This is a genomic window from Pedobacter sp. Leaf41 (genome assembly GCF_001422545.1).
GTDB lineage: Bacteria > Bacteroidota > Bacteroidia > Sphingobacteriales > Sphingobacteriaceae > Pedobacter.
In genome coordinates, this window is sequence record NZ_LMLE01000001.1 from 1,070,087 (window position 1) to 1,092,206 (window position 22,120).

The window sequence follows — 22,120 nt, forward strand, 5'->3', positions numbered from 1 at the left end:
AACACTCTTAAAGTAGTTAATTACCCATCCGTCTGTTTTCCTCCTTATTGCTTTGCTCAATATTGTTTTGATTGAATTTATTGCCGAGGCTGAAATTATAGCTGAAGGATAAACTAATATTCTGGGTTTGTCGCTTTTGATAAAAATCGATTATGGTGCCGTTATTAAACGAAAATTCCTTTTCTCGGACGGTATTGAATACATCGGAAAGATAAATTCGCAACACACCTTTTTCTTTAATTATTTTTTGTGAAAGCATCAGATCAACGTAGAACAGATGCCCGAGCCTCGTGTTACCGGAAAGCGATGGGGATTTATATTCTGAGATGATATCCAGGGTCGGTATTTTTTTGAAGCTTATGGTTTGCATAGATTTTGCAGCCAGCGTAGTCTTTGTATTGCCCAAGTTATTTGTGGAGGCTGAAGCCCGGTAAAGGGAAAGGCTGTAGTTGCTCTTCCAGGCCTTCGAAATTTGCGGTGAAGCATTTAAGTTCAAGCCGTATTCTGTACCTTTTCTAAAGTTAAATGATTTGTATTCAACAACATTATTAGCAATTGTATTAGCCAGCAAGGCAATCAGATTAGAGGTTGACGAGAAATAAACATCGAAATTGTAATGGCTCAGGAAATTATAGCCTGCCTGAAAATTATGCGAATATTGCGGAAGTAGGTCAGGATTTCCCGTTAAAATCATGTAATCGTGAACTTGCAAACGGTAAGGATTAAGATCATTAAAAGATGGTCGTTGAAGCCTTTTGGAGTAGTTGAGGAAGACCGATGAACCTTTATCTTCATTTAGTGTTCTCATTAAGTAAACCGATGGAAATAGGCTAAAATATTTTCTTTTAAAAGCATCGTCCGATGTAACTGAAAGTCCGTTAGAACGGGTTTGCTCAGCTCTTAATCCAATTTCAAGGCTGTTTGGGCCGATAGTTTTTTCAAGCGTTGTATACACCATGGCCAACTTTTCTTTATACAGAAACTGATTACTGATTAACGGGTTGTTTATCCACAGGCCTTGAATCAGGTTTTCGCTTATGCTTTCATTATCTCTGTGGATAGCACTATACTTTATTCCACTCTTCAATTCAAGTTTATTTTTCCAGTTTTTGGTGTAATCAATTTGGCCGGCATAAATTTCTGTACTGCTCGGTGTCAAGGTTCTGGATTGCATGCCACTTAACGGGGAGCTATAAATTGTTAAAAGCTGATTCTGCTCCTTTTTAGCATTTTTTGAATAATCTCCAATCACCTTTAATGAGGAGCCAAGACTGTCTAACTTCCATGTATAGTTAAGCGTGGTGCTATTGAATTTAATTTTTCTATCCCAATCTGCACGGGCATTACCTGATCTGGTGGTGATATTTCGATAGATGATATCTGTTAAAAATAGTTGCGATGGTTGGTTCTTTGAACCTGTATTTTGTATCGCTAGTGATTGATTTGACGCAATGTCGTAAACCGCACTGAAACGATATTGATATCTCGAAATTTTGTTGCTGCGAACTGTTGTATTGCTAAAAATGCTTGCATCAGGGTAGTAAAATGTTTCTTCACCATAAGAAGAATTTTTGTCATTGGTGTAGGAGCCATTACCAGCTAGATAAATCCTTTTCAGCTTATAGGCCAACGAGCTTCCGCTAGTGATCAATCCCTGCTTTCCCTGTTTTTGATACCTCGCATTCAGGGATCCGTTCAGCCCGTCTTTGCGTGATTTTTTAAGCAGAATGTGAACGATCCCACCAGTTCCCGCGGCCTCGAATTCTGCAGGCGGGTTATATATCACCTCAATTTTACTGATATCTTCGGACCTAAGTGATTTTAAGTATTCTGCTAAGTCATCTTGCGACATCCGCTGAACAACGTCGTTGATCATCACCATCACAGATTGATTTCCCTTAATCCTGATGCTGCCATCCTGATTTACCCAAATTCCAGGAGATTTTTGTAGTACCTCGAAAGCTGATAATCCTTGTGCTAGTGAACCGTTCTCCACATTAACGATGTAACGGTCGGTTTTTCTTTCGATGAGTGGTTTGGTGTTGACCACTGTTACGGTTTGCAAGGTTTGTGCGTCTTCAAACATCACCAGCTTTTGTAAATGCGAAATATCTACAAGGGTAAAGGAAATTTCGAGCGGCTTATAACCGACAAAGGTTGCCAGTAGCCGATAGCCATGTTCGGGTAAAAGAGGAGAGCTGAGCTGGTAACGACCGTTATCTTCACTTACTGTTTTTTCAATAATATCTGATGATCGCAGTAGGGTTAAGGATACAAAGGGGATGCCTACGCCATTTTTATCTGTTATTGTTCCGGAGAATGCCGACCTGGAAACATCGCGGTTTTTCAGCTGGTAATTTTGATAACCAACTGCAATCAGTTTTTCGGAGATTAAATTAAAGACCAATCGATGGGCTTTAAGAGCCGTTCCAAGCACGTTGGAAACAGCCATGTCTCTTACCTTTATCGATACCAGCATCGTATCCTGAACAACTTCATCACTGTATATAAAACCATAATCGCAATGTTTTTCGATTTGTTTAAACAATTCTCTAAGCGGTTGTTGCCGTAACGTCAAGGTTAATTTTCTTTCCTGAGCTGAAATATCCGAACTCACTATCCACGTTAGCGCAAAGAGCATTATTGCCTTTCTCATTCCTGCTCCTTAATTACAACCAACCTTTTGTTGATTGTATAGTTCATTGGGTATGACAATTTAAGGGAAGCTATTGCCTGTTCGATCGTTTCGTTTATAAATATTCCGCTAAACCTTTTTTCCTTTAGCGCTTCGCTTTGTATGTCTATTTTTACATCGTACTTTTTCTCGATTTTAAGGGCCAGATCCTTAAGCTTTTCTTTTTTGAAAACAAGGGTGTCAGCAATCCATTTGGTTTCATTCAAAAGTACAGCTGGATTTACCAATTTCATTTGCAGCTTATTCTCTTTATCTTTTAGTAGTGTGTTGTAAATAATTTTTTGATTGGGGTGTAATAATAAGCTGTTGTTTTTGTTTAATCTGTCACTAATTTCAATGAGTCCTCTTAGTAGTGCTACCTCAATATCCTTGCTATTCTTTTCAGCTTTGACACTAAAAGCGGTGCCTTTTACCTCGATATCAATATTTCCAGCGTGAACATACAGCGGAACCTGCTCATTTTTGACTACATCAAAATAGGCTTCTCCTTCTATGGTTATTTCCCTTCCACGGGCGCCAAAGCCTTTATTGTAACGCAACGTTGAATATTTGTTTAACCAAACTTTGGTCCCATCGTCCAGCATTTTAAAAGTCTTCACTTCTTGAGTGGTTAGCTGCTCAAATTCATTAGGTTGTTGCTTGTTTAGAAGTCGGTAAAGCAATATGCCTGCAAAGAATATGATAATGATGGCTGCAGCTGATCTAATCCATATTGCAGAGCGGACAATTTTATTTGGTTTGGAATAGCTGTATTTACCCTTGAACTGTTCATTTTCATTTGCCCCAATAGTGGCCCAGATTTGGTTTAACTGCTGCTGACGATCCGGACTGACGGTTGTAGGATACTTAAGGAAATAGTTTTCCAAATCATCTGCTAATGCGCTATAATGTTCATTTTCGCTGATCGCTGCGTTTAAAAGATCTTGGTTCTCGGCATCAATTTCACCCGAAATTTTTCGGGAAAATAATTTAATGAATTTTTGTCTGTTCATCATTCCATGCTTTTACATTAAAGACAGTTTCAATTTGAAAACTACTCACTACGGTTAGAAAAAAAAGGAAAGAAGCCATTGAGAAGCCACGCTAGGCTTTTTCCTATTTTGAGGGTGATAACCTAAATATAGACTCAGCGTATCAGCCAAAGATTTGACAGCTTTGTATAGCTGGTTTTCAACCGTCCTCACCGAAATCCCCATAATTTCTGCTACAGCCTTGGTCTTTAATCCATCTTCTTTAATAAGAATAAAAATAATTCTTCGCTGTTCTGGAAGCCCAGCCACTGCTTCATCGAGGAAATTGTATAACTCCTGATCAGCCATACCCGAATTTTCTTGATTCGTGGGTTCTTCTATAGGAGGAGAGAGGCTGAATATTGAATTTCTCTTTTTTTCGGATCTAATTAGATTGAGACAGGCATTCTTTATTGAAATGAACAAATATACTTCTGGATTGATCACCTGAGAGAGATTGTGCCGTTTGAGCCATAGTTTCACAAAGAGTTCAGATGTGATTTCTTCAGCGCCTTCCTTATTTTTAATATATTGTTTTGCCAAAGACAGTAGCTTATGGTGATATAGCATGAAAAGCTCATCGAAAGCAGCTTTGCTACCCTGCTCAATGTTTTCAAATAGCGATAAAATCTTAACTTCTTTTTCTGACATTAACAGGCAATCTCTTGTTGTAGTATGTTTTACTAGGCACTTTGTAATAAAGACACCGATGTTTCAAGATATACTTATTCCAACAGAAAATAAATTATTTTAGAAGAAACGAACTAAGAAGTAATTATCTGCTGAGAAATTGAATAGGGTAAATTACCGTTAAATAATTTATCAGGTTTACCAATTGTTTCAACAACTTCTTTCGAGAAGAGCTTTATAGTTAGATTTCTCTAGCCAGGCGAAAGCCTACCCTCATCTGTTGATTGAATCAGAAACATTCTTTACGATCTGCTGATTTACCGTGTTAAGAAATCTTTTAAAGCCAATAGGTTTCACTAAAAAAGCATCTGCATTGACTTCAAATGCGAACAGGGCATTTTCAATATGACCGCTGGTAATAATAATCGATTTTACCTGATTACGAACCATTTTTGCAATGTCCAATCCTGATATCCCCATATTGATATCAAGGAATAAGATATCAGCTTTGAGTCCGCCTTGTAGGGCTTTCAAACCCGAAACTGGGTCAAGATAAAATTTAAGGAGATCAAGTTTTGGTATCTGGGAGATATATTCTTTTATAATCTCTATCGAACTAAATTCATCATCAATAATTACACAACTGTATCGTTTTCCGGCATCTTTCATCGTAAGAAAAACGCGGCTAAGTAAAGAATATTTTCTGCTAACAACCAGGTGAAGTAGGGTATTGACAAATGCGTATAAAGCAGCGTATTTCTCCCATAACTGAGATTAAAATGCCTGATGTTATGTCTTTCGCCCCGATTTTTGTTGTACTGGATTTAAGTTTGTATGCTGTTCCCGTTTAAGTGAATTGAAGATCTCCCAGTTATTGCAAAAATAAGACGGGAGCGTACGATAGCTTTTGCTAGGCTGTTATTATATTTTTATTTTTACCCATTGCTCATTACCACTATTATATGAGAACATCAATTGACACCTTACAGGAATTATTGTTTGATTTAGCTGGGATTATGCCTGCGGATACCGGGCCCTTATTTGCGATGACCACTGTGGTATCGCTGGAAACAAATGAAGCCTATATGCGTGAAGGCGAAAATAGCCGCAGACTGGCTTTTATAGAACAAGGCATCATTCGGGTATACATCATTAAGGAGAATGGTGATGAAGCTACTCTTCTTCTTCGCGGCGAAGGCAAGTTTATTGCCTCACACGATACCATTATTAATCGCCAACATTCAAGATTTATCTACCGTGCTCTTGAACCTGTAAAGTTATTACAGATTGACTATGATGTTTTGGAGGAAATTTTGAAGACACACCCGGAGTACGAACCGCTCCGTAATTTTTTTCTGATGAAAATGCTGGCGGAATCCTTAAAAATGCTGGAATCGTTTGTTACGCAATCGCCTGAGGAGCGCTAGCGGGAACTTCTTTCTGAACGTTTTGACCTGGTAAACAGAGTGCCAGATAAATACATCGCATCAATGCTCGGTATTACTCCGGTTTCTCTAAGTCGTATTCGAAAAAGGATGTATACAAAAGGCAAACAATGACATAAATTATCTTTTGTTAAGCAGCTAAATTATCCTTTGTTAACGGCGCAAAATCTATCTGTTCTATACTTTTGAGAGACAAAAAATAATATAGATATGGAAAAGATAATAGAATCCGCCGTTGGTATTTTTAGTATTTCGGCCATCCGGTATTTTGTACTTGCCGGAATTCCTTTCATGCTTTTTTATCTCATGATGCCTGCTAGACTGAATAAGTTTAAAATTCAGCAAAAGTCGGCGACAAAAAAAGACTTCATACGTGAGGTATGGCATTCCATGCAAAGTACGTTTGTATTTTCAATCATTGCAGTGGTGTTAATTTTCACCCCGCTTAAGCAGTACACCAGAATTTATAGTCAGATCGATGATTTCCCTGTATGGTATATCGGTGTTGCTTTGGTTTTGAGCCTGATAATCCATGATACTTATTTTTACTGGATGCACCGACTGTTACATCATAAGAAACTGTTCAAACTTGCCCATCTGGTCCATCATAAAAGTACTAATCCGTCACCATGGACTTCCTATAGTTTTCATATATTGGAAGCCTTTACAGAAGGCTTTGTTCTGGTGCTGATTGTGATGCTAATGCCGATGCATCCCTTAACAATATTGCTGTTTACTGTGACAGGTTTCATCATTAATGTGTACGGCCATCTCGGCTACGAAATCATGCCTAAATGGTTTCGCTTCACCCTGGCGTTTGAGGTTTTAAATACTTCAGTTCACCATAACCTGCACCACAGTAAATTTAAGGGAAACTATGGACTGTATTTCAGGCTCTGGGATAGGGTAATGAGCACCGAACATCCGGATTATGTGAAGGAATATGACCGCTTGCAAGATCAGCGTTTTGCTTGGGATCCTTTTGATAAACGAGATTTGAAGATATAGCAAAAGGAGAAATAGGAGCAGGCGCTCTAACATAAGGCTCGGTCAAATATTTTGTTACAAAAATGCCCTGGAAACATTTGGGTTTCCAGGGCAAGATTACTTTTTTAGTCTGAGATAAAGCTAGACCTAATTAATATCAAACCATAATTTGGTGGTCAGCAGGTCAGCACCCTGGCTGGCCACCGCATTTTTATAGCTTTGTCCGTTTAGGGATTGCTCTGTACCGGGATAAATAAAACGTACCGGAATCTGGCCATTCAGTACGGTATTCACCGAAGCGGTAAGTTGCGGGTAATCCAATCTGCGACGCTCGGCCCAGGCTTCCAAACCCTGCCCAAATAGTGCAAGCCATTTTTGCTCACCGATTGATTTTTTATAACTAGCAGCATCATATTGAACTGATGGCTGCGCCAGATAAGCATTGGCTGCAGCATCCGATACACCAAATTGTTTCAGCGAAGCTGTGATGCCTTGCTTGTAGAGATCTGCAGCATTTTCTGTAGTTAAGCCTCTTGCAGCAGCCTCGGCTCTATCGAAAAGTAATTCTGCATAGCTGAAAATTACGGCAGGGGATTGCGGCGCAAGAAAATAAGTTCCTGGCTTGGAGGTTCTGGCAAAGCCCAGGTTACTGGCTTCTGAATTGGTTAAGCCATTGGGCAAACCAAGATATTCTTCAGGGGTAGCGGTTTGTGTTCTGCTTGCATAAACTGGCAGGCGTGGGTCATTTAGCGAAAACAGCTTATCAACTATTGTTTTGCTAATCCGGTAGTCATCACGGGTATCAAATTGTGCACTTACGGGGTTCTGTTGTGGTGAGATCTGATAAATCAGTTGAGCAATATCCGTATTGTCACTGATATACTGATCGCCATCAGCCTTAATCTCATCCAATACCTGCTTTGCCTTTGCAGGTTCTCTGTCTGCAATTCTCAAAGCGATTCTTAACCGTAAAGAGTTAGCGAACTTTTTCCATTTACCAATATTTCCACCATAGATAATGTCACCTGTAATAGCTTTCCCTGCTGGATCAAGAGCATTTTTAGCATTTTTCAGATCTTCCAAGATGCCAAAATAGACGTCTCTTTGTTTATCATAAGCTGGTGTTATGAATTCGTCTAATTTTCCTGCCTGACTGTAGGGAATATCACCATAGGCATCTGTAAGCAACAGGAATGACCAGGATTTTAAAGTTAAGGCCACACCCCGGTAATTTGGATTGGCGGTGGTATTTCCAATTTCAATGATCTTGTTAAAACCGGTGATACTTTGCGAGTACAAAGTAGACCATAAAGAGATAAAACTACTGTTCGAATAAATAAAGCGATCTTCTTCGGTATACTGGACCTTTGCCCAGTGTTGCGCAAAAAGAAGACTCGAATTCATGTTGTTAGTTGTTCCCCAATAGGCATCGGCTGTGTTTTTTATCGCCGCAGTAAGCAGATAATCAGGCTGTGCATCTTCAGTAGCGTTCGGATTGATGTTTACTTCGTCGAGTTCCTTGCCGCAGGAGGCCGCTAAAATTGAAACGAAAGCAGTGATATATAGAAATTTATTTTTCATGTGTACAGGATTAAAATTTAATGTTCAGGTTGATGCCATAGCTGCGGGTTGTTGGGTTGGAAAGGCTCTCAAGTCCCTGGCCATTCCCGGTGTTAAAGGCTACCTCCGGATCGATATCGGCTACATTACGGTGCAGTATCGCCAGGTTTCTACCCACTAGTGATACCGATACCCCTTGCAGACTTAACGGGCGTATCCATTTCGAGGGTAGGTTATAACTTAGTTTAATTTCGCGGAGTTTGACGTAAGAGGCATCAAATATATTGGCTTCATCAATGGTGCGAAACGACTTGTAATAGGTTTGTGCAGAAAGTATTTTTTCGTTGCGTTTTCCATCAGCCGTTACGCCGTCGAAAATCATTCCGTCATCGTAAACCGTTACACCAGCAGGCACCGTAGCACCATCAGCTAGTCTTACTGTTCCATTTGCTTTCACATTTCCTGGGTAATAATAGGAAATACCGCCAAATTCTGCCGCTCTGCCTGGCAGGGTAGAGGCAAGCACGCCTGTATAGGTTCCTGTTGCATAGGTTCCGTTGTAAATTGAGCCGCCAAAGCTGGCATCAATCAACACGCCCAAACTAATACCCTTATAGGTGAAGGTATTGGATATGCCGCCTATCCAATCTGGTGTATATTTACCCAGTACCCTTTTGGTAGGATCAGTCTGTGGAGCTCCTGTTGCATTCACGATGATATTTCCAACGCCATCTCTTAAAAAAGCGTTACCGAAAAGCGTTCCATAAGGTTGGCCGACAGCTGCGATGACTTGAGCAGAGTTCGTTGCCACGACATAGTTTTGCAACAGCCCCGCTTGATCCAGCTCGATAACCTTACTTCTGTTCGCAGCATAATTCATATCAATATCCCAGGTTAGCTGCTTTCTGATAGGAGTAACCCCCAATTGTACTTCCACGCCTTTATTGTTGATTTTTCCTGCATTTAACAATTTGGACCTGAATCCGGTACTCTGGCTCACATCCACACTTAAAATCTGGTCGTAGCTATTGGTATTGTATAAACTTACATCAAAACGAAGGCGCTTGTTGAACAACACAGCTTCTGCTCCTAATTCAGATGAAGTCGTGGTTTCAGGTTTCAGATCAGGATTCAAATCTGTGGCCGAAGGGCTGAGTTGAGGATTGCTTCCAAAAGGAGCATTGAAAGAATAGGTGTTAATCAGGCGATATGGATCAGCATCCTTACCTACTTTCGACCAACCTCCACGTATTTTGGCATAATCGAGCACCTCGCTCTTGATATCAAAAGCCTCTGTCAGCACCAGGCTTCCGTTAAAGGAAGGGTAGAAATAAGATCTGTTCTGGGCCGGCAATGTCGATGACCAGTCGTTACGAGCCGTCACATTTACAAAAAGGTAATTCCTAAATCCAATCTGCGCCGATGCGTAAGCACTGTAGGATTTCAATTTACTGTAATTATTAGAAGAGGTAAGCGGATCTCTGGAATTGTTCAAAGTGTATAATCCAGCGACAGCAAGCCTCGGTGCACTCTGGTCATTTTGTTCGATATATCTTGAACGTATATTCGTTCCCAATAAGGCTTCCAGACTGAAATCATCATTGAGCTGTTTGGTATAGTTCAAGGTTGCATCGGTATTGCTTTCGTTCACGGTAAAAGCACTTTCGGTATAGGAACCAAAGGGAGTTCCATTGGTACCATATGCAATCCTGATTTTGCGACGATCATTATAATAGTCCGTTCCCGAACGGAAGTTAAAGTTAAGACCATCATTAATTTTATAATTTAGGCCAATGTTTCCGATAATCCTATTCCGGTTTTGTGATACTGTATTTTCATAGGCCACCCAGTATGGATTGCTGTAATAACTGTTGTTCCAGTTGAAAGTGTTTCCGTTTTCATCCCGGTAATTTTTCAATTGATTAATGTCTACCTGTCTGCCAAACCAGGTAAACTGAAGCATGGTACTGGTCGACCTGGAACCGCCTGTTCCTGGTAAGTTGTCAGAACCAAGTTTACTGTAATTTGCATTCGCTGTTAGCGTTAGCTTTGGCGTAATCCTCAAAGTGGTGTTCATGGCAAACGAATTCTTGTCCTGCCCCGAGTTAGGCACCACACCAACCTGTTTTAGATTGTTGTAGGATAAGCGGTAATCAAATTTCTCTCCGGCATCTTCAACAGCAATGCCATTGGAAAGAGAATAACCAGTTTCAAAAAAGTCACGAACATTATCTGGATTGGCTACGAATGGGACAGCAACTCCTTTTGAAAAAAACTGGGGAATCAACCTGCCATCCATTCTCGGGCCCCAGCTTTCATCCACACCGTCATTCGTTCCGGCACCCTTGCCATCTACGTAGCTAAACTTGCCTTCTGATCCCTGACCAAAAATATCCTGGTACTTTGGCAGTGTAAGTAAACTTTCAATAACCCCATTGGAGTTAAAACTAACCCCCAAACCCTTTTTCGATTTTCCGGATTTTGTTTTGATAATCACTACTCCGGCCGCTGCCCTTGAGCCGTACAACGCTGCTGCGTTCGGGCCTTTAAGCACACTGATCGATTCTATATCATTTGGGTTGATATCGGAAATTGTATTTGCGTAATCTCTTGCGCCAGCGGAATTGAGCTGCGAATTATCCACAGGTATACCATCCACAACAAAAAGTGGTTGGTTATTACCGGAAATAGAAGTTTCTCCTCTAATCACTATGCGTGAAGAACCCATATCGCCCTGGCTATTGGTTACCCTTACGCCGGCAACCTTACCCGCCAGCGCATTTACCAGGTTGCTTTCCCTCGCTTCTGTTAAACTTTCACCCTTGAGCTCCTGTACGGCATAACCCAGCGATTTTTTTTGTCTCGATATGCCCAAAGCGGTAACCACAACTTCATCTAAAGCGTTATCCGCATCATTTAAAACCACGTTGAGCGCCTGTGTATCGCCAGATACTTCCAATTCTTTAGTGGCGAAGCCGATATAAGAAAATACCAATGTGCTCTTGCCAGTTACCATAATGGTAAAACTGCCGGCACCATTACTCGTTACTGCCTGTTTGGTACCTTTTACAAAAATGGAAACACCGGGCAGAGTTTCTCCTGATGAACTTTTAACCGTGCCTGATATGGAGATGTTTTGTGCACGTACGAATGGGGAAAGCAATAGCAGAAATAATATTGCCGGAAACATAATCTTGTTGAACATAATAGATCTTGTTGATGATTGATTAAGGGATGATGTCGCGAAATTTAGGCAAAGCTATTCCACTCCGCTTTGACGAATTTTTTAACACACTGATAATGAAAATTTTAAGTTTTTGTGGTATTTGCTGACTTTAGTCTGGACAAATACCCGTTCGCATTCGGTCTCTTTTACTAAGGTTTGAAATGCATGCGTAAATTGATTTTTGCTCGTTAGTTTTTTCCATTTATTTTATTTTTCTGATAGATCAACACTTATCAATTGTAGCAATCCGCTTATAAAAAAAAGCACTCCTATAAACCAGCAGTGCTCTCATATTCATTAACAATGATTTGGCCTTCAACTGACTTAACTATCCCAGACTTTCCGGGATGGAATTAGCACCATACCTAAGGCTGGTTGCTAAGGTTTCACAGGGCCATTCCCTCCACCTTTCTTGATAAGTATTTTAAAATAACTGGCGCAAAGATAATAGAAAAATCATATTGTCTAGTAATTCTATAGATTTTATTGAAATGTTTTTTTCTTAAGGCTAATCATGCCTACATTTGCGCTGTTAATTGATCAACATCCCATGAAAATAAAATATATTTTAATAGTTGTAGCAGGACTTTTCCTACAGAATGCATCAGCGCAATCAAAAAATGAAATCAAAAGCAATAGTGTCGAATCTCCAAAATCTTTTCAGGCAGATGGAATCTGGAGAGGTGTCTTTAATCTCAAATCGGGTGTTGAAGTACCCTTTAACTTTGAAATCAAAAATAGAAACGGTGACCAACCCTTTCTCAGCTTTTTAAATGCCGATGAGCGCTTCGACGGGGGAGTTGTAAAAAGGAAAGGCGATTCATTGTTGATTAACCTGGATCAGTTCGACAATGTTCTTTCATTTAAAATCCAGAAAGATTCACTTGTCGGCGTATTGAAGAGACAGGATGGATCTGGAAAACCACTGCCTGTGTATGCCAGTAAAGCAAAGCAATATCGGTTTGCAACCAGTGGTCAGGCACCAGATGCAGATATTTCTGGAAAATACGATATCGTTTTTCAGTCACAAAATGGCAAAAATGAAAATGCGGTAGGACTTTTTAAGCAAACCGGAAACAAGATTACAGGTACATTCCTCCGCATTACCGGCGATTCCCGCTATCTTGAAGGCAGTGTTGATGGAAACCATTTTTATCTTTCCGGTTTCATCGGTTCGAGTCCTGCTTACTACAAAGGCACATTTTCGAAAGAAGGTAAAATTGTGGGAGAAGCAGTGAGTGCCAGGGGAAATACACCCTTCACCGGGACTCAAAATCAAAATGCGGCCCTCCCGGATGCGACCAAATTAACTTTTTTAAAAGAAGGGTATAAAACGCTGGATTTTTCTCTCCCGGATGTTAATGGAAAGAAGATTTCGTTGAAGGATGAGAAATTTAAAAATAAAGTTGTGATCCTGACGATTACCGGAACCTGGTGCCCTAATTGTGTAGATGAGGCAGCATTCATCGCTCCATGGTACAAGGAAAATCGCAGTCGTGGCGTTGAAGTTATTGGCATTCATTATGAGCGGCAACTGGATTCGGCTTTTGTAAAAAAAGCATTGGGCAGATTCCGCGATAAGTTCGGCATTGAATATGATCAGGTAATCGCTGGCAAACCGGATAAAAAACAGGTTGCAGAATCACTTCCTGGACTAAGTAATTTCCTTTCTTTTCCAACGATGATCATCATCGATAAAAATGGAAATGTTGCACAGATCCATACAGGTTATAGTGGACCAGCAACAGGAAAATACTACACTGATTTCGTCAAAGCATTCAATGACGAGATTGATGGATTGTTGTCGAAAAAACTGCTGTAGAAGAGGCTTTAACAAGAAATTAGTTTATTTGGAAGTCCTTTTCCTAACATTCGATTTCATAAATATTTCGAGTACTTTGAGAAACAAAAAAGCCCGCTATCTTATGATTTGCGGGCTTTTGAAATTTTTAATACTAAATCTGCGGAAAGCGAGGGATTCGAACCCCCGGACCTGTTACAGTCAACAGTTTTCAAGACTGCCGCATTCGACCACTCTGCCAGCTTTCCGGAGGCAAAAGTACAAACTCCGGTTAAATCTGCAAATTAAGAATGCATTTTTTTTATATTAAATTGATAATTGCTTAACGCAGAGGTAGAAAAATTTATTTTTTTTGGATATTTCCTTCAATTGGATCGGATTTTTTGAACAGATTGAAAGTAGGTCTTATTATTTTAACACTGCGTTTACTTACATCAACGCTGGCATTTAACTCAAAACCGATTAATAAAATAAGAGAGTTTAAATATAACCAAATCATCACCACGATGAGGGTTCCGATAGATCCGTAAACTTTGTTGTATGATGCAAAATGATTAATGTAATAGGAGAATCCCCAAATGGTTAAAAAAGCTAGAATAGTTGCAAGCCACGAGCCGGCGCTAAATAACTTCCACTTTTTCGTATGCGAAGGTCCATATCTGTACAAAATTGAAATGGTGATGAAATATAAAATAGCCAACAATGCCCATCGTGTAAATTGAATGGCATAAACTGCGAGGCTATCCTTGATGTGTAATTCTCCTTTAATGTAATTTAATGCTACTTCGCCTATTGCCATTGCACTGATACAAATAATAATAGACAAACATATTACTGTGGTTAAAACAAACGCTATTAATCTTTGCTTCAACCAGCCTCGGGTTTCTATAATCAGCGAGGATTTATTAAAGGCCTTCATTAAGTTTTTAACCCCATTGGTGGCAAAAAATATAGCCGATAGAAATCCAAGAGACAACAAACCTGTATTTTGATTTTTGACAATATCTTTCAATGTAGACTCAAAAGCATCGTAAGCATTATGAGGTAAAACCAGTTCAATTAAACTTAGCAATTGGTCTTGGAAACCTTTAATTGGAATGAAAGGGATTAACGTAAAAAGGAAAATTATTCCAGGGAATATGGCCAACATGAAACTATAAGCCAAAGATGAAGCTTTGTTCACCAACGTATCTTTACCAATTTCCCTAAAAAAAAATGTTGCAACGGTGTAGAGAGGCAGTGGGCTAAATCCAGGCAATACACATCCTTTGGTCCATTCGATAAAAGTAGAATAGATTTTAAGATGTAGCAATTGCCGATGTAACCATTCCATTTGTTTTTTCTAAAAATACTGTTTCACACCGTCCATAAAATTTTGGGGTGGGTGGCAAGGTCTTCTGGTTTGTTTGTCAACAAAAACAAGTACAGTTTTTCCAATGTTAATTAGCTCTTCCTTTTCATTATAGATTTCGTACTCTACATTTAAACGTACTGTTGGCAAATCTTTAACAATACACTTAACGGTAAGCAACTGATTGTATAACGCGGGCTTCAAAAACTTCGATTGAAGCTCTAACAAAGGAAGCATTACACCTTCCGCCTCCATCGATTCGTAGGTAATGCCAGAACAAGCTTCAAAACACTCAGTTCTTGCTAATTCATAATACAAAGCATAGTTTGCATGATGAACAACTCCCATCTGATCCGTTTCGGCATAACGTACTTTTACTTTTGTTTCATGTACAAACATTACCTGAAGATATTTCTTTTATTTAACGCGTCACGATATTTTTTCGCATTAATTTCATGCTGTGCTTTAGTTTCTGCAAAGTTATGATAGCCAGAAAAATCTTCCTTTGCACACATATAAATGTAGTTGTTCTCGTTACGATTTAAAACGGCATCAATAGCATTAATACTAGGCATCATAATTGGACCCGGCGGTAAACCTGCATATTTATAAGTGTTATATAATGATTGCACCTGTAATAATTTTCCCGTAACGCGTTTCACCGTAAAATCATCATTCGCAAAAATTACAGTAGGGTCGGCCTGCAATAAAATCCCTTTATTTAATCGGTTGAGATATAAACCAGCAATGATGGGCATTTCTTTATCGTAAAGTGCTTCTGCATCTACAATCGAAGCCAAAGTATAAACTTGCGCAGGACTTAGGTTCAAACTTGCAGCTTTTTGTTTACGCTCTGCGGTCCAGAATTTATCGTATTCATTATGCATGCGTTCCAAAAAATCGGTAGGCTTAATATTCCAGTACATCTCATAAGTATTCGGGATGAACATGGTATAGATATTATCCTTGTTGAAACCGTATTTGCTGATCAATGCAGCAGAATCCAAAACGTTTATAAAACTGAGGGAATCGGCTCCTAAATTACTGGCTAAATAGGCGGCAAAATTCTCTTTCTTACGAATATTTTGAAATTTCAGTTTTACAGGCTCCTGATTTCCAGCTTTAATTAAATTGATTAACGTTCTATTAGTCATGCCTTTTTTCAAACGATAGCGACCAGGTTTTAAGTTGGCAGGTAAATTCATCTTCCCAGCAGCAGTAGCAAATGAGGAGGCGCTATTCAAGATATCTCTTTTCTTGATTTCGAATAGAAGCTCGTCATAACTTTCACCGGTTTTGATGTAAAGATATTTTTGGTTTTCGGTTACATTAGGGGCAAAGTAAAGCCTATAAAAATTTAAGGCAAAAAAACCTGCAATCAAAATAATAACTACAGCTATGGCAATAACAGCTTTTTTACCGGTACTCGTTTTCTTTTTTTCTACTTCGATCATTGTATCTTATTGTTCTTTATTCGAAAGCGTAATGTTAATTCTTGTTCCGATAGCCACTTTTGTTACCGAATCGGCTGGCATCGGGTCTTGTTTGGTAATCACTGCATTTGCACTATCGATAATATTGCCCTCATAAATAATATCTCCCAAACTTAGGTTCGATCCTTTTAAGCTGAACTTAGCCTCATCAACAGTTAAGCCAACCAGTTGTGGCACATCAACTTCCTGACTTCCTCTACCATCTCCCAATACCAAATTGATTCTCGATCCTACTGGGATAATGTCGCCGGCTGCAATGGCAGAGCCACCGAACGAAGCTTCTAAAACAACATCTTTACTCACGTCCGGTTTGTAAGTAGTATCACCAAGTTTTAATCTGGAACTTTCAATAATAGCCTGTGCTTCTCTGAGTGTTTTAAAAGCAATATCAGGAAATTTAGTGTTAGGCGTTTTACCTGCGTTTATAGTCAAATAAATTGTTCTGTTGTCCTTAACAAAGGTGTTGGGGTCAGGGTCCTGGTCAATTACAATCCCGGCAGGCTGGTCCAGGATAAAAACAGAATCTACCTCGTATTTCAAACCTACATCTTCCAGTTTTTTTACCGCTTGATCAAATGATAATCCCTTAACCATCGGTACATTTAATCCCTGACCGTGTTTGGTATAATACCTTAAACTGAAAAAAGCGATAAGTAGTAGTAAAACCACTGTGATAACGGCAGCTAAAATATTGTTTCTAAAGCTTTTGGTTTTTAAATAATCTATAAATTTAGACATGAATCTTTAATTCTGGTTTTAAGCGTATAAACTCAAATGTAGTTAATTTAATTTTTGAAAGCATTTTGCGAACAATTGGGTTCATTGCTTTGAGCAAATATAATACCATCAATTATCAATTCTCTGGATCAAAATTAAACAATGCGCAAAGATATTTATATTTTTGATGATATAATTACGATCAAATTCTATTTACAAATAAGCATTTTAAAGATGAAGAAAACTATTGCGTTATTAACAGGCGGTACCACAGGCGAATGGGTTGTTTCTGTAAAAAGTGCAGCAACTATTGCTCAAAATATCGATACCGATTTGTATGATGTTTATAAAATAATGTTAAATGATAAAGGATGGTTTTACGAGCCTGCAGATTCTGTTAAAATAGATATTGATAAAAATGATTTCTCTCTAACATTAGAGGGTCGTAAAATTAAATTTGACGGCATATTCATTGCCATACATGGATCGCCGGGCGAGGACGGGAAACTGCAGGGATATTTCGATATGTTGGGAATACCTTACACCACTTGCGATGCCTTAACTTCATCAATAACGATGAATAAAGGTTATACTAAAGCGATTGTGCAGGGTATTAGTCAGTTATATACTGCAAAATCTATTCAGATTTTTAAGAATGGCAATTATAATATCAAACAAATTAAGGAAGACTTAAGGTTGCCTTATTTTGTAAAACCAAACAGTGGTGGAAGTAGTATCGGAATGAGCAAGGTAAAACATGCTGATGATCTGGAAATGGCGCTTGAAAAAGCATTTGCTGAAGATACACAAGTACTAATAGAAGAATTTGTGAGTGGTAGGGAATTTTCTATCGGCGTGTATAGCGCTAAAGGCGAAATCACTGTTTTACCTACTACGGAAGTGATTCCAGCAAACGAATTTTTTGATTTTGAAGCTAAATACACGCCAGGCGCAACTCAGGAAATCACGCCAGGAAATATGAATGAGGAGGAATATGATCGAGTTCATCAAATCGTAAAAAGCGTTTATTCAAAATTAAATTGTAGGGGAGTAGTGCGGATCGATTATTTTTTGGAAAACGAAACAGGAAATTTTTATTTTATTGAAATAAACACCATTCCAGGACAAACAGCTACCAGTTTTATTCCGCAACAGGTTGCTGCCATGGGCATAACGCTAAAGCAGTTTTACACTAATTTAATGAAAGAAACATTGGGTTAGTGCTTCATGGATATTCAACAACTTATTGACCACGGTTATGCGATAAAGGTCTATCCGAAAGATACGCTTATTTATGAACCAGGAATGGTGCCACGATATGTCTATTTTATCAAATCTGGCGAAGTTAGGATGGTCACAGTAAGCGAAGATGGGAAAGAATTTATTCAGGGGATTTTTAAAATGGGACAATACTTTGGTGAACCTGCTCTAATCATAAATAGGAAGTATTTAGCTTACACCATTGCAAATAAAGAATCGGAGATTATTCAGGTTGGAAGAAAGCAATTTTTCGACTTAATTGAAACGACACCAGGTTTCAGTATCAATCTTATTCAAACGCTAAGCAACAGGTTGTTTTACAAATCAATGATGCTGGAAGAACTGGCCAATGAAAAAGCAGAACACCGGTTATTAACCATCATAAATTATCTTCTAAACGATATTGAAGTTGGTGATAGTTTGAAAGTAACCAGACAAGATCTAGCCGATATGACTGGCTTGAGGGTAGAAACGGTTATAAGAGAAATCAAAATTTTGTCTGATAAAGGATTAATTGAAGTTAACCGGGGAAAGATCATTCGCCCTAATAAAAAATAGGTTTGCAATCTATTTCGAAACATGATGTAGATCATAATTTGCATATTTATTAAAATGTAAATTTGCACATCAATAATATTAAATATGGCAGAGTTCTCTAAATTTCAAGCATTTATAAATTGTAAATGCCCGCGTTGCCGAAAAGGTGATATATTTACCGGAAGTGCTTACTCGTTTAAGTTGCAGAAAACAAATATCAACTGCCCGGTTTGTAACTTAAAATTTGAGCGGGAGCCTGGTTTTTTTTATGTTGCAATGTTTGTGAGCTACGCTATGAATGTTGCTGAGATTATTACTATTGGAGTTGCTGCCTATGTTTTGGGTCTAGAACTTATTTATGAAAACCTCTGGTATTATGTTGGCGTAATTTTATTTGGCGTATTTTTATGCTCTCCTATAAACTACAGGTATTCAAGAGTCATTTTACTACACTACTTAACACCCGGTTTGCATTATGTTCCCGGAAGTGGAAATAAATAATCATTAAAAAAAGCTCCAATTTTTTGGAGCTTTTTTTGTTACATTTTCATGGGGTGTTGCACATATTCTGATAAACCTTGTACCTTCCCATCTTTGATTTTGAAATCATTATACAATTGAATGGTATCGATTTTCCCATCTTTTGTGGCAGTTACTTGTTTATACCATAAGCTCACCCATTCTTCTGTCTTATCTTTATTAATTACAGATGCCATATCCTCCATCTCAATTTTGAAGCTGCTCATTTTGGCAAATTCTCCTTGGATTTGATTTAAAAACTGTGTTTTAGTTCCTTTAAATTTGTATCCATCCAAATTAAACCAAACACTATCTGCAAGCAGTTTTCCCATCGCAGTAGTATCCATATTTTCAAAAGATTTAATCGTACTAAGGGCAATGACGCCATTTTTACTGTCTTTATTCATTTCCCAGCCTTGTTGTTTTTTAAAGGTATAAGGATATTTCGTAGTGTCTGCTGAGTCAGCTTCAGTAGTTTTTACGTCTTTATTTTGGCATGCTGCAAAAAATAAAGCCATTAACAATAGAGATGAGATTTTTTTCATAAAAAATTAATCTAGTTTAGGTATTTAAATATACTAAATATCTGAAAACTAAATGATTGAAATTGAATTTTGTAAAATGGATTCACACTTTTGCAGTAGAATATCTCATTCTGATTAAGCTAACCAATACATTAATAAGAGGAAGGGTTTCAATGACAATGAAGGTAGGTATAATTTGGTTCAGCTTCTTCTGATGATTCAATATATAATCCATCGATTCAATATCAGTCAGTTCTATTAATGCCAATGATTTGTGGAATGAATGGCTCATCCAGACGGCAAAAAATGGTAATACTATTGATAGCATGATATGTAGCCATGTTAAGAGTTTAATGGAAAAATATTTGTTTAGATACTTATAAAGTCCGGCGAATATGAGCAGAAGCCCACAAATGAACGCCACAATTAATGTGTAATCAATAGAAAAATAGGTGTAGGCTAAATTGATTTCTATCTTCTGATCTACAAAAACAATCGAGATTAAATAAAGCAATGCTGCAAACAATAAAACTTGATATGGTTTAAAACTTGCTGCCATTTAATTTCTGTTGATTTCGTCAACCAGCTCTTTAACTTTCTTCACTGAAGTTAATTCGTATTGATATTCATCTGAAATGCTTCCCATTTTTGTTTTTGTATTGCGAAATTGCATTTTACTAGGTACATAACTTTTGCAGGAAGCGTGGAACTGTTTGGCCTTGGTACTTTGGATTAACTCGTGAATATTAGTGATGTTTATTCCCGCGCCGGGCATAATCGAAATTCTGCCATTTGCTTGTTTAACTAAATTTGCCAAAGTTTCTGCACCCGCTATCGCTGATGTAGCGCCACCCGAAGAAAGCACGCGGACAATTCGCAGATCAATTAAATCCTCCAGTGCTTGGTGCATATCGTTACACATATCAAAAGCCCTGTGGAAAGCCACGGGAAGGGGGTTAGCCAAGGCAATTAGTTCACTGCATTTTTTCCTATCAATGCTTCCATCAGCCTGAAGTATCCCAATAACAACGCCATCACAACCTAATGATTTGCAATTCTTTATATCTTCTTTCATTAAATCAAACTCCAAGTCAGAATAGAAAAAATCGCCCCCGCGAGGGCGGATAATCGGCCAAATTTCGATTTGCAGATTTTTTTTGGCCAAAGCAATTTGAGCATAACTGGGTGTTGTGCCACCTTCGGCAAGGTTATCACACAATTCTACTCTTATTGCACCACCAAGCTGTGCGTTAAATGCGGATTCGTATCCGTTAGCACAGACTTCAAGACCCCAAATGTCTACAGGGTGATTTGAAAATTCATTTTTAAACTCATTAACTCCTGAATTGGAACTTGAATTTATATCTTTCATAACAAGTATCGATTTGTTTATTTAGATAAGCAAAAAGCTTTACTAGTCTTTTTGTTGATCCCCATCACCAGGTTTGGTGCTTACTGGCCCTAATACTTTCCATCCATTGGATGACTTATAAGTATTCAGCTGTTGAAAAGATTTTCCGTTATCCGGATACCAGCATATTTCTGTGATGATCCAGTTCGTTTCACTAACTTTCTGTCTTTCTGGAAAAGCGTTTTTAATTTGCGTGAAATCGGGAAAACCGTGTTCTTCGATACTTTTGATAAAAGACAACTTTAAAATGTCAGCCGTTTTTTCGATGATTTCTTCGTCAAGTTCAATATTTATTCCACCAAGCATATTTCTTGCTTCTTCATAAAAATCTTTACAATCAATGGCAGCGTCTATATCTTTATTACTGTACGCTTCTTCAAGCGATAAGATTGCGCCTTCGGGTGTGTCTCTGTTAATTTTGAAGTAATCAACGCCTTCATCGATATATAAACCGATACTTTGATCAAATGCAGGCTGTTCATTTGCTGGAATACCTTCTCGAATTGCCCGAATGGTGTAGCCGCCGATTAGCTTTCCGCCTTCAATAATCATCCAATCTGAAATCAAATCACGCTCAATTCCAATTTTCTGATTTAGCTTTACCGTGTTCACATCAACAGGTTCATTCCCAACCGTACCATACAAATTTCCTTCGCCATCAAAATGTGGATCAATTAACCAGATATGTTCACCTTTATCACCGTCAATAATCTTCACTTTAATGGAGAAATACGCTTGTTCAGGTTTTGGATTTTCTAAGCTGTCTTCGAAGTACCAAAGTGTTAAATTGGCCTTTTCAATTGCCCAGTTCATGCGCTCATCTTCGTTAGCCACATAAACTAAATCAGGCTCGCCTTCACGTTCCTCGACATTCTTTTTACCGAAAATTTTAGAGAGTAATCCCATAATATATCTTTAGATTTATAATATTTGTTTTGGGATGATTTTAAATTG

Annotated in this window: 20 protein-coding genes, 1 tRNA gene and 1 riboswitch; of the genes, 6 read left to right on the top strand and 15 right to left on the bottom strand. The window is 38.4% G+C overall.

All coding sequences use genetic code 11. The features are described 5' to 3' along the window. Positions 1 to 16 precede the first annotated feature (16 nt). The 4 genes from ASE92_RS04555 to ASE92_RS04570 all read right to left on the bottom strand — a co-directional run bounded on the left by ASE92_RS04555 (position 17) and on the right by ASE92_RS04570 (position 5,004). Positions 17 to 2,656, bottom strand: coding sequence for an outer membrane beta-barrel protein (locus ASE92_RS04555; protein WP_056848871.1), 2,640 nt, complete (start codon positions 2,654 to 2,656; stop codon positions 17 to 19). Further along, positions 2,653 to 3,690 carry a FecR family protein gene (locus tag ASE92_RS04560; protein ID WP_056848872.1) on the bottom strand — a complete coding sequence of 346 codons (1,038 nt, stop codon included), beginning with the start codon at positions 3,688 to 3,690 and terminating at the stop codon, positions 2,653 to 2,655. The genes ASE92_RS04555 and ASE92_RS04560 overlap by 4 nt, the downstream gene beginning before the upstream one ends. Before the next feature lie 51 nt (positions 3,691 to 3,741). Beyond that, positions 3,742 to 4,356: an RNA polymerase sigma-70 factor gene (locus tag ASE92_RS04565; RefSeq protein WP_056848873.1), complete on the bottom strand. Its 615-nt coding sequence runs from the start codon at positions 4,354 to 4,356 to the stop codon at positions 3,742 to 3,744. A 252-nt stretch (positions 4,357 to 4,608) separates the two neighbouring features. Continuing rightward, entirely contained in the window at positions 4,609 to 5,004 is a 396-nt protein-coding gene (locus tag ASE92_RS04570) for a LytTR family DNA-binding domain-containing protein (RefSeq protein ID WP_056848874.1), read from the bottom strand. 293 nt (positions 5,005 to 5,297) lie between these two features. Between ASE92_RS04570 and ASE92_RS04575 the strand changes: the two genes are divergently transcribed. After that, positions 5,298 to 5,762, top strand: coding sequence for a Crp/Fnr family transcriptional regulator (locus ASE92_RS04575; RefSeq protein WP_056848875.1), 465 nt, complete (start codon positions 5,298 to 5,300; stop codon positions 5,760 to 5,762). Positions 5,763 to 5,990: 228 nt separating this feature from the next. After that, positions 5,991 to 6,788, top strand: a complete 798-nt coding sequence (locus ASE92_RS04580) for a sterol desaturase family protein (protein ID WP_056848876.1) — start codon at positions 5,991 to 5,993, stop codon at positions 6,786 to 6,788. A gap of 126 nt (positions 6,789 to 6,914) precedes the next feature. Here ASE92_RS04580 and ASE92_RS04585 read toward each other — a convergent pair whose 3' ends face one another. Together ASE92_RS04585 and ASE92_RS04590 are read right to left on the bottom strand one after the other, a co-directional pair. After that, positions 6,915 to 8,348, bottom strand: coding sequence for a SusD/RagB family nutrient-binding outer membrane lipoprotein (locus tag ASE92_RS04585; protein ID WP_056848877.1), 1,434 nt, complete (start codon positions 8,346 to 8,348; stop codon positions 6,915 to 6,917). A 10-nt stretch (positions 8,349 to 8,358) separates the two neighbouring features. After that, positions 8,359 to 11,532, bottom strand: a complete 3,174-nt coding sequence (locus ASE92_RS04590; RefSeq protein WP_056848878.1) for a SusC/RagA family TonB-linked outer membrane protein — start codon at positions 11,530 to 11,532, stop codon at positions 8,359 to 8,361. A gap of 342 nt (positions 11,533 to 11,874) precedes the next feature. After that, positions 11,875 to 11,975, bottom strand: a riboswitch (SAM riboswitch). A 92-nt stretch (positions 11,976 to 12,067) separates the two neighbouring features. Here ASE92_RS04590 and ASE92_RS04595 point away from each other — a divergent pair. Beyond that, positions 12,068 to 13,375, top strand: coding sequence for a peroxiredoxin (locus ASE92_RS04595; RefSeq protein ID WP_056848879.1), 1,308 nt, complete (start codon positions 12,068 to 12,070; stop codon positions 13,373 to 13,375). 142 nt (positions 13,376 to 13,517) lie between these two features. On the opposite strand, the gene ASE92_RS04600 is transcribed toward ASE92_RS04595, so the two are convergent. From ASE92_RS04600 to ASE92_RS04620, 5 genes are all read right to left on the bottom strand, one after another. Further along, positions 13,518 to 13,602 (bottom strand) — tRNA-Ser (locus tag ASE92_RS04600). A 95-nt stretch (positions 13,603 to 13,697) separates the two neighbouring features. Beyond that, positions 13,698 to 14,687, bottom strand: coding sequence for a YihY/virulence factor BrkB family protein (locus ASE92_RS04605; protein WP_056848880.1), 990 nt, complete (start codon positions 14,685 to 14,687; stop codon positions 13,698 to 13,700). A gap of 9 nt (positions 14,688 to 14,696) precedes the next feature. Next, positions 14,697 to 15,104, bottom strand: a complete 408-nt coding sequence (locus tag ASE92_RS04610; RefSeq protein ID WP_056848881.1) for a thioesterase family protein — start codon at positions 15,102 to 15,104, stop codon at positions 14,697 to 14,699. Continuing rightward, a complete protein-coding gene (gene mltG / locus ASE92_RS04615; RefSeq protein ID WP_056848882.1) occupies positions 15,104 to 16,159 on the bottom strand; it encodes an endolytic transglycosylase MltG in 1,056 nt (351 codons plus the stop codon). The genes ASE92_RS04610 and mltG overlap by 1 nt, the downstream gene beginning before the upstream one ends. Before the next feature lie 6 nt (positions 16,160 to 16,165). Further along, on the bottom strand, positions 16,166 to 16,936 hold the full coding sequence (locus ASE92_RS04620; RefSeq protein WP_056848883.1) for a PASTA domain-containing protein: 771 nt from the start codon (positions 16,934 to 16,936) through the stop codon (positions 16,166 to 16,168). Positions 16,937 to 17,149: 213 nt separating this feature from the next. On the opposite strand from ASE92_RS04620, the gene ASE92_RS04625 reads away from it, so the two are divergent. The 3 genes from ASE92_RS04625 (at position 17,150) to ASE92_RS04635 (ending at position 19,213) form a co-directional block, all read left to right on the top strand. After that, on the top strand, positions 17,150 to 18,136 hold the full coding sequence (locus tag ASE92_RS04625) for a D-alanine--D-alanine ligase (protein WP_056849285.1): 987 nt from the start codon (positions 17,150 to 17,152) through the stop codon (positions 18,134 to 18,136). Between the two features lie 6 nt (positions 18,137 to 18,142). Beyond that, on the top strand, positions 18,143 to 18,733 hold the full coding sequence (locus ASE92_RS04630) for a Crp/Fnr family transcriptional regulator (RefSeq protein ID WP_056848884.1): 591 nt from the start codon (positions 18,143 to 18,145) through the stop codon (positions 18,731 to 18,733). An 84-nt stretch (positions 18,734 to 18,817) separates the two neighbouring features. Then, entirely contained in the window at positions 18,818 to 19,213 is a 396-nt protein-coding gene (locus tag ASE92_RS04635; protein ID WP_056848885.1) for a hypothetical protein, read from the top strand. A 38-nt stretch (positions 19,214 to 19,251) separates the two neighbouring features. Here ASE92_RS04635 and ASE92_RS04640 read toward each other — a convergent pair whose 3' ends face one another. From ASE92_RS04640 to ASE92_RS04655, 4 genes are all read right to left on the bottom strand, one after another. Beyond that, positions 19,252 to 19,776 (bottom strand): hypothetical protein, encoded by a 525-nt coding sequence (locus ASE92_RS04640; protein ID WP_056848886.1) that lies wholly within the window; start codon positions 19,774 to 19,776, stop codon positions 19,252 to 19,254. Between the two features lie 82 nt (positions 19,777 to 19,858). After that, positions 19,859 to 20,314 (bottom strand): hypothetical protein, encoded by a 456-nt coding sequence (locus tag ASE92_RS04645; RefSeq protein WP_056848887.1) that lies wholly within the window; start codon positions 20,312 to 20,314, stop codon positions 19,859 to 19,861. Then, complete coding sequence (locus tag ASE92_RS04650) at positions 20,315 to 21,127, bottom strand: copper homeostasis protein CutC (protein WP_235527280.1); 813 nt, start codon at positions 21,125 to 21,127, stop codon at positions 20,315 to 20,317. 42 nt (positions 21,128 to 21,169) lie between these two features. Further along, complete coding sequence (locus ASE92_RS04655; protein ID WP_056848888.1) at positions 21,170 to 22,072, bottom strand: YegJ family protein; 903 nt, start codon at positions 22,070 to 22,072, stop codon at positions 21,170 to 21,172. Positions 22,073 to 22,120 lie beyond the last annotated feature (48 nt).